Origin of the sequence: Roseimicrobium gellanilyticum, assembly GCF_003315205.1 — a bacterium.
Classification (GTDB): Bacteria; Verrucomicrobiota; Verrucomicrobiia; order Verrucomicrobiales; family Verrucomicrobiaceae; genus Roseimicrobium; species Roseimicrobium gellanilyticum.
This window is the reverse complement of sequence record NZ_QNRR01000021.1, coordinates 1-14155: the sequence shown is the minus strand read 5'-3', so window position 1 is coordinate 14155 and position 14155 is coordinate 1. Positions and strand designations below refer to the sequence as shown.

Sequence of the window (14155 nt, the reverse complement as noted above, 5' to 3'; positions counted from 1 at the left end):
AGTGGTTAGAGATAGAATGGCCGGCACAAAGCAAATAAAGATGCTGCACGCCTCAAGCCCCACGAGCAGTACCCCATAATTCATGGGGCGAATAGGGGTTCCGGGCTCCAATCTGAAAAAGGGAATCGAAATAAGGATCGTAGTGGCATGAATGGCGAGGCCAATGAACGTTGCGAAACGGAGATAACTGTACCTTTGGATCGCATTCATAGTGGCCAGCTTTACTTCACCAGCGTCGCCTTGAACTTCACAATCGCGGCCTGGATCAGGGGATCGTTGTAGAACTCCGGATCGGCGGCCACGCCTTCTGGTTCCTTGGGAGCTTCAGGTGCGGGCGCGGCGGCGGGCGCTGCAGCTTCCTTCGGTGGCGGGGGCGTGGAGTCGCCGAAGCTCAGGCCAAAGGTCATCTCCGTGGCGGGCGGCGGCTTGAGGTTTGGGTCGAGCACGACCTCCATCTTCACCGTGCGCTGGATCACCTTGGCAATGCACTCCTCCACCTTGGCCTTGCTGGCGGGGCGCAGGAGGCTTTCGCGAGCCATGGACTCGGTGGTGGGCAGGCCAATCTTGGCCGTCTGTCCGGTGAGCTCCAGCAGGGCACCATGGAGCAGCCACTCCTCATAGAGGGGATAGGTCTGGTGCACGGCCTCGAGGATGTGCTTCCACGCTTCCTCCAGAGTTTCCGGTACGGGCGGCGCGGCTGCAGCAGGCGCGGCTTCCTCTGCGGGAGCAGGTGCCACAGGGGCCGGCACCGGTGCTGCCACGGGGGCAGACTGTGCCGGAGGCTGAGTGGAAACAGGAGCCGGAGCCGGAGCCGGTGCCGGTGCCGGTGCCGGTGCCCGAGCTGGCACTGGGGCAGGCGTAGCTTGTACTGGGACTGGTGCTGGAGCCGGAACTGGAACCGGTGCAGGCGCGGGTGCCGGGGCAGCACTGATCGTCGCAGCCGGAGCAGGAGCCACCGGCACTGCAGCCCGCCGGGGCATCGCCGCAGCCAGATTCGCGCCACCGCTGCCATCGTTCATGGCCAGAATCACATCGCTGAGCGTCACTTCGCCCAATGTCTGGACGGCCTGGATGAGGCCCAGCTCCAGATGCAGCAGCTTGTTTCCCGCCCAGCGCATGCGCGCATCCACTTCGGCCAGTTCGTCCATCACGCGCAGCAGACGCTCGGCATCTACCATGGCGGCCTGTGTGCGCGTCATGGCGGCGACTTCAGGAGACAAATCTTCTTCCGCAGCCGCAGGGTCAACCTGATGCACCAGGATGGTGCGCAGGTGTTGGATGAGGTCCACCAGCAGACGTGCCAGGTCCTTGCCGCCATCGGCTTGCGTATGCAGTTCCCGCAGGGCGCCCACGGTGTCGCGCTCCAGGATGCGCTGCGCGAGATTCGCCACAGTCTCCCCCTGGGTGAAGCCGAAAATATCGAGCACGTCCTGCTCAGAAATGCTCTCGCCGCAGAAGGCCACGAGCTGGTCCAGCATGGACTGCGCGTCGCGCATGCCGCCCTCGGCGCCCTTGGCGATGGCGTACGCGGCCTTTTCGTGGAGGTTCACATTTTCCAGCGAGGCGATGTGCAACAGGTGCTTCGCGATCAGACTCGTGGGGATGCGGCGCAAATCAAAACGCTGGCAGCGGCTGATGATCGTGGGCAGTACCTTGTGCGCCTCCGTGGTGGCGAAGATGAACTTCACGTGCTCCGGCGGCTCCTCGAGCGTCTTCAGCAGCGCGTTGAACGCGGCCGTGCTCAGCATGTGCACTTCGTCAATGTAGTAGATCTTGAAGCGGCAGCGGCTGGGGGCGAACTTCACCTCCTCCCGCAGCTCGCGTACCTGCTCCACGCCGTTGTTGCTGGCGCCGTCGATCTCACGCACGTCCAGGCAGATGCCCTTTTCGATTTCGCGGCACACCTCATCATCCGGGTCGAAGTCCACCATGGGTCCACCGGGACAGTTCAGCGCCTTGGCGAAGATGCGCGCCGTGGAAGTCTTCCCGGTGCCGCGCGGCCCCACGAAAAGGTAGGCATGCGCGAGGCGATTCTGCGCGATGGCATTCCTCAGTGTGCGGACAACATGCTCTTGCCCCAGCACGTCCTCAAACGTGCGCGGGCGGTACTTGCGGGCGAAAACCTGGTAACTCACGCTCCCATGCTAGCGAGGGAGGGTGGGGGATGCCAGCGGGTGTTTTTGAATTTCGTGCTCAGGTGTCAAGGGGGCAGTAGGGGTAGTTTGCGGGGTGGCGCGTGTTGGGGACGCTTCCGGCTAACCGGAAACAACCCACGACCTCACTACACGCCCAGCACGACGCCCGCATTCACCCCGCCAGCTTCCCGTAGGCAATCACCAGCAACCCACGTGCCAGCAGCCAGAGCATGAGGGCCACGCCCAGACACCGCAGACCCACGCGAATGTGCGAGAGCTTCAGCTCCAGCACACGTGACTTTGCATGCACCTGCTTGATGAGACGGCTGAGCACGGCGGCATTGCTCTGTTCCTCGAAGCGCTGGGCGTAGTCCTCCGAATCGAGGGTGATGATGTGTCCGCTGAAATAGAGACTGGGATTCGTGACGGTATTCCTGGTCCTCAAGACTGCCCTGGGATACGTGGCCATCAATGCGTGGATGATCGTGGCACACAGGCAGATGAGAAAAAGGAGGTACACTCCGCCGGCCACCCACTCCATGGGGATCCACTGACGCAGCTCGAGGGTGGTGATGCCGAAGCCTACATTCACCACCAGTGCCGCGAGGATGGCCGCGGTGCTCAGGGTGATTTGCGCCTTCAGGTCTGCCCGGTTGATCTGCAGCTCCACATCCTGATACAGGATCTGTATCACCCGTGTGATGTCCAGCGGCGTGCCTCCCACCGGCGTAGTCGCCGTGACGGTGGTCGGGAAAACTGGGACCGGAGGGGGCGGTGGGGGTGGGGGAGGCGCATCTGTCTCCGTGGGCGAAGAAGCAGCCGGTGTGGTGGAGGTGGCTGACGTGGAAGACGACGATGTGGAGGGCTTGGCAGATTCCATGGTGTGGGTCCTGCGCCATCAGCAGTGCGCTCATTTTGACATGGTCACGTGTTGCTTCGCAAGAGGAAGGGTTGGTAGTTTATGGTTGATAGTTGATAGCATGAACCGGAGAACCAGGGGGCGGGCTGACGTGGTTCACCGCGGTCACGAGAATGCTGGCCAGTAGACATGAGCTGGGGCGCGCCCCTTTTCCTCAGGCTATCAACTATCAGCCATAAACTATCGACCCTTCTCAGTTTCCGAAGTTCCTCTGCGTCTCCGTTTCTCTGTGTTGAATCCCATGCACGAGAACACACCCAACTCTCCTGCACACGTCCCCTCGACTCTGCCGCGAAGTCAGGAGAGGCGCATTGATATCACGCCACCGTGAGCGGTCCATCAAACACTGTCAGACTCACCACCTCCGACTTCGCCACATGCGGTCCGTGCTTCACGCCCTTCGGTGCATGAAAGAGCGTGCCCGGCGCATACACCACGCCCTCCTCCTCCCATTCGCCGGAGAGCACCCAGGCCCACTCGTTGGCGAGGGGATGCGTATGTGCGGGAATGATCCTCCCAGCGGCAAACTTGCGCAGCACCACCACGCCACCCGTGGCCTCATCCTTGTGCAGGATTTTCAGTTCCACCCCTTCATAGGGACCGGGCTGCCACGGCTTCTCATCGGCGAGTGCAATGTAGGGAAACATGCATGCATGCAACGCTCGCCACCCTCAGGTGGCAAGTGGATTCGAGGTGCACAGACTTATGTCCCCGGCAGACGACCGTGCGCGATCACGACCACCGCGCGTGAGATTGCCCACAGCAGAAGAGCCATGCCCAGGAGGCGCAATGCCCAGCGGACATGCTGTAGCTTCGCCTCCAGCACGCGCGACTTCGAGTGAATCTGCACCAGCACCCGCTCCAGCAGCTCGCGATTGGTCTGGTCCATGAACCGGCCCGCATATTCCGGTGCGGGAAGCTGGATCACATGTCCGGAGAAATACAGACCCGGCAGGCCCCGGTGTGTGTCCTTTCTGCCGACGGCCCGTGGATATGCCGCCAGCAACGCATGGACGATGGAACTGCACGCACAGGTGAGGAAGAGGGTGTACAGGGTCACTACGGCCCAGTCCAGCCCGGTCCAGCCAGACGCTTCGCGTGTGGCGAGGCCGATGCCCAGATTCGCCACCAGTGCAGCGAGGATGGCGGAGGTGCTCAGTGCGATTTGCGCCTTCAGGTCTGCGCGGTTGATCTGCGCCTCCACATCGGCATACAGCACCTGGATGATGCGGGTGAGCTCCAGCGGCGTGTCGCGGAGAGGCGTATCGCTGGTGACCAGATTCGGATAGACCGGGACCTTGTCCTCTTCGGTAAACGTATCAGCGGTCTCCATGGAGAGTCTGGCAGGGCGATGGATCAATCGAATTCCGTATCGCGCACGCGCGGTCACGGGGGGGAGCCCCACTGAATGGCGAAGTTCTCACCCACTTCAAATGGTGGAATGTGAACAAATGCGTGGGCGCGGATTGCTGCACGCCGCCTGCCAGCCTGGCATGCGCCCACATTCTCCCAGGTGATTCCTGCATGTTCCAGGAGATCATCTGCGTTTTGCGTTTTGCCCGTACGAGACCGGACCTTGTACATCAGGCTTGAGCTTTCCCTGGAGGACCCAACCCATGAAGAACCTGAGTATCGTGCGCGTCATCAGCCTGTTGCTCCTTGCACCTGCGGTTTCCGCGAACGACGCCTTGCCCAAGACTGCAGAGAAGTTCGAGGTCAATGGCCACACGACCTACCTCTATGCGGCACCACAACCTGGGGCGGGGAAGCCGTGGGTCTGGTATGCGCCGGTGATCAAGGGCTTCTCGCTCGCTGGGAAGAAGGTGTACTTCGAGGGATTCCTGCGCGGAGGCATCAGTCTTGCAGGGATGGATCTCGGAGAGGTGCGGGGTGGGCCTGCCAGCACGGAGCAGTTCACCCTGTTCTACAATGAGATGGTCAAGCGCGGATTTTCACCCAAGCCGATCCTGCTCGGTCAGAGCCGGGGTGGACTCATGACGCTGGCCTGGGGCATGCGGAATCCTGACAAAGTGCAGGCGTTCGTGGGGATCTATCCTGTATGCAATCTTGAAACCTGGGGCATGAAGAACCTGACGGTCACACTTGCGGACTACCAGCTGTCCGAGGCCGAGATGCGCGCGAGACTGTCTGAGTTCAATCCCCTGGATAACCTGAAAGGGTTGATCGAGAAAAAGGTGCCGATGTTCGTCGTGCACGGTGATGTCGACAAAGCCGTGCCCTATCAGGAAAACTCACTCATTCTAAAAACGCGCTACGAAGCGGGCGGCGCCCCGATCACCGTGAAGCTCATTCCCGGGGAGGGGCACCAGGCAACGCCGTCGTTCTTTGAGAGCAAGGAGTTGCTCGAGTTTGTACTGAAGCAGGCCGGAGCTAAAGCGCCCTAGACTCCATGGAGAAGCGAAAATGAGAATACTCCAACCTCATCTCTGAGAGAAGAAGCATTCCAAACAGCACTCCATCATTCCATCACTTCGCTCCTCCGACCTGCTTCTCCAGATACGCCGCGAGGCAGGTCCAGCCGCTCGTCCAGCCATGCACATGGCCGGCGTAGCTGGTGGGGTTGGGGATGCCGGTGTGCGTCAGACGGACTTCCGTTTCCTCACCCACAGCAACGAACTCAAGCTGCACGAGGGACTCCACATTTTCCCAGTCCTCATCATCCTTCCATTGCCATGTGTATTCCAGCTTATGCGGACGTTCGATTTTCTTGTATGTGCCGCCCACGATGAAGAGCCCACGAGGCGACTTCATGTGCAGAAGGAAGTTGCCGCCCTCACGGAAGTCAGCAAAACCGTCGACAACGTTGCAGTCCTCGGGTCCAAACCAGGCTGCCCAGTTCTCGTAGGTGGAGAAGGCGGCAAACACCTGCTCACAAGAGGCAGGGAAGCGGTGGGTGAGTTTCAGTACTTGGGGCGTCTGAGTAGCAGTGCTCATGGTTTTGATTTGGGCTTGGGTTTCCTGGTGGATGGGGATGTGGAAGGCGTGATGGACGGGTGCGTGGACTTGGCGTCGCGAAAGAGTTTCTCCAGGCGCTCGAAACTGCCGGTCCAGAATTGACGCTGCTGCTCCATCCAGCTCATGGCCTGGTCGAGGGGCTCGGCATTGGCTGAGATGTAGTGCAGACGCCCCTCCACGCGGCGCTGCAGCAGACCGGCATTCTCCAGCACCCGCAGATGTTTCGATACGGCTGGCAGGGACATGTCCAGAGGCTCAGCCAGCTCTCCCACCGTGGCTTCACCCTGCCGCAGGCGCTCCAGCATGTGACGCCGGGACGCATCGCTCAACGCCGCGAAAACGGCATCGAGCTGCTGGGCAATCGGAACGGAAGGGGGGCGGCGCATGAAAAACAGTTAACCGAAAGGTTAACTGTTTACAAGAACTTTTCACCAGGTACCTGGGCGCGATGGTGCAACTTGATGTTTGCACGCGTACCTCAAGAACGTAGAAGGCTTCTCCAGAAGCCTTGTATTTTTCCCGGTTCACCGCACCCCACCATGCCCACTCCTTCCTCTCCGCAGCTCCCATACTCCGAACTCCTGCAACTTAAGCGCTGGAACACACCCACCATCTACAACGGCTGGGAGCAAATCACGAAGCGCAATCCGGCTGCGGATGCTTTCAACATCGAGGAGACGCGCGACTTCATGCCGCAAATGGGGCCCATGGTGGGCTACGCAGTCACGGTGGTGATTGAGCCCAGCAATCCCAATCACCGCAAAGCCAACCCGAATGCCGGCGCAGAATACCGCCGTTACATCGCCAGCATCCCAGGGCCGAAGATTGTGATCATTCAGGACCTCGACAAGCCTCGCGTGATTGGTTCCTTCTGGGGAGAAGTGAATGCCAACGCGCATCGTGCTCTGGGCTGTATTGGGACCATCACGGATGGCGCCATTCGCGACCTGGATGAGATGACCAATGCCGGATTCAAGGCCCTCGCACGCCGCCTTTGCGTCGGTCACGCCTTTCCTACACCCGTGCGCTGGGGCTGTGAAGTGGAGGTCTTCGGCACCAAGGTGAATCCGGGTGATCTCATTCACGCAGACAAGCATGGCTTCATGGTGCTGCCGCCGGAAGAACAGGTCGGCCTTCTCGAAGCTGCACGATTCATGGACGCAAATGAGTGCAACACTGTCATCCCCGTGGTGCGCAACTCCACCGGACGTCCAACCTTGGAAATTGCGGAGGAACTGGAGAAGTCCATCGCCACCTTCAGCCAGAACGTGCGTGAGAAGTTCAAGCGGGAAGGGGAGTGGTGAGTTCCGAAAGTAGCTTCGGCTTTAGCCGAAAAAGGACGCGAATGGCCGACTCCACGTAGCCTCAGCTCCATTCGGCTGAAGCCGAAGCTACTTTGGAACCACCTAAAACCCCGTCGTCGGAAACCACCGGCTGTACTCATTTTCATCCAGCTTCTTGAGCGGGATGGCCAGCGGCACTGGTACGCCTTGCTTGGACCACCTCGCGACGTCGTCGCGATGCCCCAGTCTGCCCAGGACCTCGAAGAGATTCCCGTGCGGCTTCTCCGTCCAGCCCACTTCCACGCTGGGGTCCCACACGGCAATGCCGGTGGCGCCGCCCTTGTAGAAGTTCGTCACCTGTGTGCACAGGTTTTTGGGCTGGCCGGACTTCCATGAAATCACAAAAGGATACAGACCCACCTTCGTGCCATCCACCAGCTTCTTGTAATACACCATATCAGGCTGCGCGAAGGACGTGTGATGCGCGAACCACGCCACGCCCAGATCGTCCACGAGGCCTTCCTTGATCCAGAGCGGCAGGTCGAGTCCCCAACGCTTGTTGTCCGCCTCCTTGCTGAAGGTGCCCAGCGAGATCTTGTAGCGTTCCGTTCGGCCCTGTTTCTTCGCCGTATCATCCAGCAGGGTGCGGATTTGTCTCAGGAAATCCGTCATGATGGCTGCGCGTGTGGCCTGCAGTCGAGGGTCATCTTCATCCACATCGCGAGCTTCCGTGCTGTGCATCTCCTTGTAGCGTGCACGGAAGGCATCTTCCCAAAGCATCAGCGGCATGCCGCGATGGAAAAGAATGCCCACGCCTTCCGGCTGGAGCTCCAGAGTCTCAGTGAGGATGTCGAGCAGATGCTGCCGTACCTCCGGCACTGCATGGCTCATGTGCATGGTGCGCGTGCCATCGCGGTCCACACAACGCCACTCTGGATGCGCGTGGTAGAACTTGCTGTCGAACGTCTCCTCGTACGGGATGGAGGCTTTCCATCCCGCGGGACGCAGCATCACGTGGAACTCCACGCCCTGTTCTCGTGCCGCCTCCCGCGCAACCTGCAGCGGATTGATGCCCTTCTTGTGCAGGTCCTTGATGGAGTTCACAAACCACTCGTGTTCGCGTGTGGGGAAATCGACCGTGTTTTCACCGGGAATGTTGCCCACCTTCGAGGGATAGATCACGAGGTCCGCACCCAGCACTTGGAACCACCACTTGCCGATGTCCGTGTTCTCCATGCCGCGGAAGGACGCCAGCAGATCATCCTTCGTCTCCGGCGCATACGGCCAGATCCAGCTGTGCCCATCAAAGGTGGCGATGGACGTGCGTGTACCTTCGCCGGGTTTGGTGTTCTTCTGCTTCTCACTCCACGTGCTGACTTCCGCATCCGTGAGTGGCACCAGCTTCACATAGCAGATCGTGGCAGGCAGATTCGGCAGTGAGCCAATCTGCAGCGATTGCCCGTCCAGCTGCGCCACCGTGAGGAACTCATCCTGGATCATGTCCACCCGATTGGGCAGCAGGCCCATGTTGTTCGCCATGCGCTTGAAGATGCGCTCCTCACTGAGCTTCGCCCGCATGCCATTCTTCGCTTCACGAAAGCCCGTGGACACAGAACTCACTCCGAGATACACCGCATGCCACCCCTTCGCATTCAGTGGCAGGTCTATGATGGGTGCCTTGGTGAAGGCATAGGTGGAGAGTGCCCAGCCCTTCATCTCCGCTGTGGCGAAGGGGATGACCTTCCACTTGCCCTTCTCACGCATCCCCTTCGTGAGTGCTGACGCCGGAGTGACCTGCGAGAGGTCAGTGAGCATCACTGCCTTCTCGTGCTGCGACCACCGCCGCGCGTCTGCAGGCATCAGCTCTGCACTGGTCGGCGCCACCGGTTTGTGCTCCTTGGCATCGGTAGCCAGAGCGAGGGAAGGCACACAATGCAGGCCTGCGACAAGCGTGAGGGCGAACATTCCACGAGATAGACGAGTCATGGGAGAAGCGTGGGAATTGGGTTGAGGCGACGCTTGTTACGGCGAGATGCACCTCATTCCTTCGTTCACCTTCGGAGGGGTTTGCCGCAAAGCAGCGAAAGCAGCAAAGAGAGAATGCACCATGCCGCGAGTGGATCCTGCTGTCGGGTCGGAAGACCCAACGCCCACTGTCAGGCCGGAAGGCCTAACCTCCGTTGATCCCTTTGCTGCTCTGCTGCTTTCGCTGCTTTGCGACAAAAGGAGCCCTGACGCCAGAGCGAGCCGGAACCACACATCGGACCTGACTATTCCGGAATCTGCGCTAGGCTACCGGTCCCTCCCGTGTGGAGCGGTCCCCGCCAAGTTCCCTATGCCAGACACCCTTTCGATTCAGAACATCGCCGCCTACAAGTTCGCCCCTTTGCAGGACCTGCGTGAGCTGCGCACTCATTTGCTTGCCAAATGCAAGGGCTGGAATCTCAAGGGCACCATTCTCCTGAGCCCGGAAGGCATCAACCTTTTCATTGCTGGCGAGGCTCCGGGCATCGAGTCGCTGCTGGCCGAGTTGCGCTCACTGCCGGGTCTCGCAGACCTCACACCGAAGTACAGCGAGACGGATCACCAGCCCTTCCGCCGCATGCTGGTCCGGTTGAAGAAGGAGATCATCACCTTCGGGGTGGAGGGCATCAACCCCGCTCTGCGCACCTCTCCCAAGCTCCAGGCCAAAGAGCTGAAGCAGTGGCTGGACGAAGGCCGTCCTGTGACGCTGCTGGACACGCGCAACGACTACGAGGTGAAGCTCGGCACATTCAAGAACGCCCTGCCGATTGGCATTGATACCTTCAAGCAATTCCCCGACGCGGTGCGCAAGCTGCCAGAGGGGATGAAGGATCAGCCCGTGGTGATGTTCTGCACTGGCGGCATCCGTTGTGAAAAGGCAGGGCCCTTCATGGAGCGCGAAGGCTTCAAGCACATCCTGCAACTCGACGGCGGCATCCTGAAGTATTTTGAGGAGTGCGGCGCCGATCACTACGATGGCGAGTGCTTTGTCTTTGACCAGCGAGTGGGCGTGGACCCGGCGCTGCAAGAGACGGAGTCTACCCAGTGTTTCCAATGCCAGACGCCCTTGAGCGAGGAGGACCAGCAGGACACGCGCTATGTGGTGAATGAGTCCTGTCCGTATTGCTTTAAGGAGCCAGCGGATAAGATGCAGGAAAACATCGCGCGCCGGCAGGAGGCGATTGCAAAGCTTACCTCGCCACTACCTGGAAGCGCGCCGTATGAGAATCTGCGTCCCTTCAACATTCCCGCAGTCTGCGATGGCATGCCGCTGGCGGAGGCTCTGGCACGTCTGGTCGTACCTGTAAGTCTCGAAGCATGGATCGCCGCATGTGAATCAGGCCGTGTCTTGAATGCAGACCATGAGCCCGTGTCACCCACACAGGTTGTGTACGGAGGCCAGCGCTATCTCCATGTGCTCGGAGAAATCACCGAGCCGGATGTAAATGCCGACATCAAGATTCTGCACGAGGACGAGGCCATCATTGTGCTGAACAAGCCGGCACCACTGCCTGTGCATCCCGGTGGCCGCTTCAATCGCAATACGCTCCGCCACATCCTCCATGAGGTGTATCGTCCGCAGAAGCCGCGCCAGGCCCATCGGCTGGATGCGAATACCAGCGGAGTCATGGTGTATGCACGCACCAAACATTTCGCCGGGAAACTGCAGCCCCAGTTCACGGCTGGCGAGGTGGGGAAGTTCTACCTCGTCCGCGTGCAGGGTCATCCGGAGCAGGACGCCTTTGCTTGTGATGCACCCATCGGCAATGAGTCAGGAACCATGGGCACCCGTGAGGTGGATGATGCCCATGGCAGGCAGTCGCGCACAGAGTTCAAGGTCCTGCGCCGTGATGACGATGGCACCGCGCTCCTGGAGGCCCGGCCACTTACCGGTCGCACCAATCAGATTCGCCTCCACCTCGCGCACCTCGGCTGGCCCGTTCTCGGTGACCAGGCCTATCTGTCTGGCATCCAGCGCGGAGACACCCAGACTCACGAACCTGAGGACGCGCCGCTCTGCCTGCACTCCTCGCGCATCCAGTTCGTGCATCCGCTGACACGTGAGCGCGTGGAATTCACCGCGCCTGCACCCGCTTGGGCGGAGTGAATTCTGAATAGCCAAGCGCGCACGCACTTCCAGTCCCAGTCATGCGGTTCCTGCTTCCCCTGCGCTTCTGGATACTGTGGTCGCTAGGAGCAGCGCTTGTGAATGCTTCCGAGCACGCGCCCTCACCGGGCGCGCCTGCCGCCACGCCACCGCTGGCAGCGACGGATGTACTTCACGAGGTGCCGCGTGTTTCCTTGTTGCTGGATTCCACGCTCTGCGACGGCTTTGATTTTCCCGTCGGCGATGTGAATGGAAAGGGCACGTATCGTGACAAGGCCACCCGCCGCTACCATCAAGGATGGAATGTTGTTCCAGAAGAGCCCTCAGCTCATGAAGGTCCTCAACTGGGCATCACCAGTGAAACATGGAACGGCAAAGGCGGTGGAGCCACGGATGCAGGCCAGCCTGTGCACGCCATCGCGAGTGGCGTGGTGAGTGTCATCAGTGACTCGCCAGGCGGGCAGGTGCTGGAGATTGAGCATCGCTTCTTGGAGAACGGGATGCTGCGCACCGTCACCTCCGTGTATCGCGGCGTGGGTGAGTGCCGGGCCAAGGTGGGAGATCTCGTCAAGAGACGCCAGCGAATCGGTGTCATTGCCAAAGCGGAAGGAGACACACCCACACAACTCATCCTGGGAATCCAACTCGCAGACGCACCTGCGGCACCTGCGGAGGCGCCGAACACGCCATCGGCTTTGGTTTCCGTCACCCCTTCCACCTTCATCCGCGACCATCGCAAGCTCCTCGTGCCTGTACGTGAGCCGGAGGTTTTCATCGCGATGAAGCGTGACTACCGGCTGTATCTCTTCCGCAAGGGGAAGCTTGTACGCTTCTTTCCCATCGCCCTGAGTCAGGACCCCATCGGCCCCAAGAGACGCGAAGGGGACAATCGCACGCCGGAAGGGGAGTACCGCATCAGCCAAAAGGCGAAGGGACCCTTCGAGGGAGAGTATGGTGAATACCTTGGAAAGGCGTGGATACGCATCAGCTATCCCAATGCCAACGACGCTCGCACCGCGCTTGCCGAAGGGCGCATCACCGCCAGTCAGTGTGCGGCCATCGTCTCAGCCACGAATGTACGAAAGATGCCACCTGCAAAGACGAGCCTTGGTGGCGGCGTGGGCATTCATGGCTGGGCCAGCGATTGGCCGGATGGCCCGCAGGATCTCACCTGGGGCTGCCTGAGCCTGCGCCATGCGGACCTCATGGCGCTGTATGATCTGATGAAGGAGGGCTCGCTGATCCTCATGCATCCGTGAGTGTCATCTGTCCACCTGCTCGCCCTTGCGGTTGCCTCGTCTGTTTCACCCAGCGCGAGGGCGAAGTGCATCACCACGCACGTTCCAATGATGAGCCGGTTGGTCCAGGGTTTGATGTCCTGCAGTGTTTCAATTTGATAGAGGATGAGAAGGAACGTGCGTGACGAATCTCAACGACGTGTTTGTCGATGTTATTCCCAAGAAATCGCGAGCCCGGGCCGGGCTGCCCGCAACATGGCTTCGGGTTGGGTGCTGAACTTAAAGTGCTGTCCGGAACTATGCGCATAGCGGAAATCGGCGAGCCTGGGCAGTTTCAGCGCGGATTCCGCCACCGAGGTGGAAATCTTCGTCAGGCATACTTCGAGCTCGGTCACTTTTTGAAACTTCTCGAGGTGGGGAAGGCTGTCGTCAGTGACATGGGCTTCAAAGAGGGTGAGATGCTCGACGGATTCAAACTGGGTGAAGCACTGGAACGCCGCATCAGAGGGAAGGTTGTGCAGTTTGAGAGCCCTTACCCCGCGTATGAAACCGAGCGCCTCATAGACCTCCATACCCACGTCCTCGGAGTAGAGCCAGATCGTGGTAACCTTGCGCAAGCGTCGAAGCGCTGAGGTGAAAGCCTTCGGATCCGAGGGCTTGCTTTGCAGTGCGATGGTCTGTGGAAATGCAAACGGCAGCAGCGGAGCATACTTCTCAGGAACCCACTCCGGCGTAGACCAATCGTAGATTTGCGCATGCTGCCGCAATTGCGCAAAGGACCTGCGAGCAGGAAGGCGCTCGATGACATACGCAAGAACCGCCACCCCTACGAGACTGAGGAGAATCCGTGTCGGTGGCTTCATCAGCTGGCCTGCTGGCACATCGCATTGAGCCGGAGCTGCATCTGCTCAGGGGAGACATCCTCGAAGTGAGTGGAGAACATCCACGCGTGTCCTGAGGGATCCTCCAGCTTGCAGGTGCGATCACCGTAGAAGTGATTTTCCAGTGGCTGCAGAACTTTCGCGCCTGCAGCCACCGCTTGCTGGAAGAGCGCGTCCACATCTTCCACGTAGATCATTGTGGATGATCCCGAGCCGCCAATCGTCACCGGGCTCAGACATTTCCAGTCGGGGAATTCATCGGCCAGCATCACCGTGCCGCCCGCGATCTCGATCTCCGCATGCCCCACCTTTCCATCCGGCATGTGAAGCTGGTATTCCAGAATCGCTCCGAAGGCCTTCTTATAGAACTCAATTGCCGCCCTTGCATCCTTGCAGATGAGGTAGGGCGTCGCGCCTTCGTATCCTTGGGGAATCGGCTTGGCTTTCATGTGGCCAAAGTGCCATGACGGATGTGATGGGGAAAGGGGAATCGGTAGTCAGTAGTCAGTAGTCAGTAGTCAGTAGTCAGTAGTCAGTAGTCAGTAGTCAGTAGTCAGTAGTCAGTAGTCAGTAGTCAGTAGTCAGTAGTCA

Annotated in this window: 13 protein-coding genes; 4 read left to right on the top strand and 9 right to left on the bottom strand. The window is 60.0% G+C overall.

What is annotated here, in order from left to right:
* Positions 1-221: 221 nt before the first annotated feature.
* The 4 genes from dnaX to DES53_RS31250 all read right to left on the bottom strand — a co-directional run bounded on the left by dnaX (position 222) and on the right by DES53_RS31250 (position 4387).
* Positions 222-2135 (bottom strand): DNA polymerase III subunit gamma/tau, encoded by a 1914-nt coding sequence (gene dnaX / locus DES53_RS33655; RefSeq protein ID WP_211325757.1) that lies wholly within the window; start codon positions 2133-2135, stop codon positions 222-224.
* A gap of 172 nt (positions 2136-2307) precedes the next feature.
* Positions 2308-3015 carry a Pycsar system effector family protein gene (locus tag DES53_RS31260; RefSeq protein ID WP_113962278.1) on the bottom strand — a complete coding sequence of 236 codons (708 nt, stop codon included), beginning with the start codon at positions 3013-3015 and terminating at the stop codon, positions 2308-2310.
* Between the two features lie 356 nt (positions 3016-3371).
* The gene (locus DES53_RS31255; RefSeq protein WP_113962277.1) at positions 3372-3701 is read right to left on the bottom strand and encodes a cupin domain-containing protein; all 330 of its coding nucleotides are present in this window, start codon (positions 3699-3701) and stop codon (positions 3372-3374) included.
* 56 nt (positions 3702-3757) lie between these two features.
* Positions 3758-4387 carry a Pycsar system effector family protein gene (locus DES53_RS31250; RefSeq protein ID WP_113962276.1) on the bottom strand — a complete coding sequence of 210 codons (630 nt, stop codon included), beginning with the start codon at positions 4385-4387 and terminating at the stop codon, positions 3758-3760.
* A 283-nt stretch (positions 4388-4670) separates the two neighbouring features.
* On the opposite strand from DES53_RS31250, the gene DES53_RS31240 reads away from it, so the two are divergent.
* Positions 4671-5459, top strand: a complete 789-nt coding sequence (locus tag DES53_RS31240) for an alpha/beta hydrolase family protein (protein WP_113962274.1) — start codon at positions 4671-4673, stop codon at positions 5457-5459.
* 82 nt (positions 5460-5541) lie between these two features.
* On the opposite strand, the gene DES53_RS31235 is transcribed toward DES53_RS31240, so the two are convergent.
* A complete protein-coding gene (locus DES53_RS31235; protein ID WP_113962273.1) occupies positions 5542-6009 on the bottom strand; it encodes an SRPBCC family protein in 468 nt (155 codons plus the stop codon).
* On the bottom strand, positions 6006-6416 hold the full coding sequence (locus DES53_RS31230) for an ArsR/SmtB family transcription factor (protein ID WP_113962272.1): 411 nt from the start codon (positions 6414-6416) through the stop codon (positions 6006-6008). The genes DES53_RS31235 and DES53_RS31230 overlap by 4 nt, the downstream gene beginning before the upstream one ends.
* A gap of 153 nt (positions 6417-6569) precedes the next feature.
* Here DES53_RS31230 and DES53_RS31225 point away from each other — a divergent pair, with 153 nt between their 5' ends.
* Complete coding sequence (locus DES53_RS31225; protein ID WP_113962271.1) at positions 6570-7334, top strand: RraA family protein; 765 nt, start codon at positions 6570-6572, stop codon at positions 7332-7334.
* Positions 7335-7436: 102 nt separating this feature from the next.
* Here DES53_RS31225 and DES53_RS31220 read toward each other — a convergent pair whose 3' ends face one another.
* The gene (locus DES53_RS31220; protein ID WP_147263739.1) at positions 7437-9299 is read right to left on the bottom strand and encodes a glycoside hydrolase family protein; all 1863 of its coding nucleotides are present in this window, start codon (positions 9297-9299) and stop codon (positions 7437-7439) included.
* A 349-nt stretch (positions 9300-9648) separates the two neighbouring features.
* On the opposite strand from DES53_RS31220, the gene DES53_RS31215 reads away from it, so the two are divergent.
* Together DES53_RS31215 and DES53_RS31210 are read left to right on the top strand one after the other, a co-directional pair.
* Positions 9649-11445: a sulfurtransferase gene (locus tag DES53_RS31215; RefSeq protein WP_113962269.1), complete on the top strand. Its 1797-nt coding sequence runs from the start codon at positions 9649-9651 to the stop codon at positions 11443-11445.
* A gap of 41 nt (positions 11446-11486) precedes the next feature.
* Entirely contained in the window at positions 11487-12704 is a 1218-nt protein-coding gene (locus DES53_RS31210; RefSeq protein ID WP_113962268.1) for a L,D-transpeptidase family protein, read from the top strand.
* 191 nt (positions 12705-12895) lie between these two features.
* On the opposite strand, the gene DES53_RS31205 is transcribed toward DES53_RS31210, so the two are convergent.
* Together DES53_RS31205 and DES53_RS31200 are read right to left on the bottom strand one after the other, a co-directional pair.
* On the bottom strand, positions 12896-13546 hold the full coding sequence (locus tag DES53_RS31205; protein ID WP_147263738.1) for a hypothetical protein: 651 nt from the start codon (positions 13544-13546) through the stop codon (positions 12896-12898).
* Positions 13546-14013 carry a VOC family protein gene (locus DES53_RS31200; RefSeq protein WP_113962266.1) on the bottom strand — a complete coding sequence of 156 codons (468 nt, stop codon included), beginning with the start codon at positions 14011-14013 and terminating at the stop codon, positions 13546-13548. The genes DES53_RS31205 and DES53_RS31200 overlap by 1 nt, the downstream gene beginning before the upstream one ends.
* Positions 14014-14155: the final 142 nt, after the last annotated feature.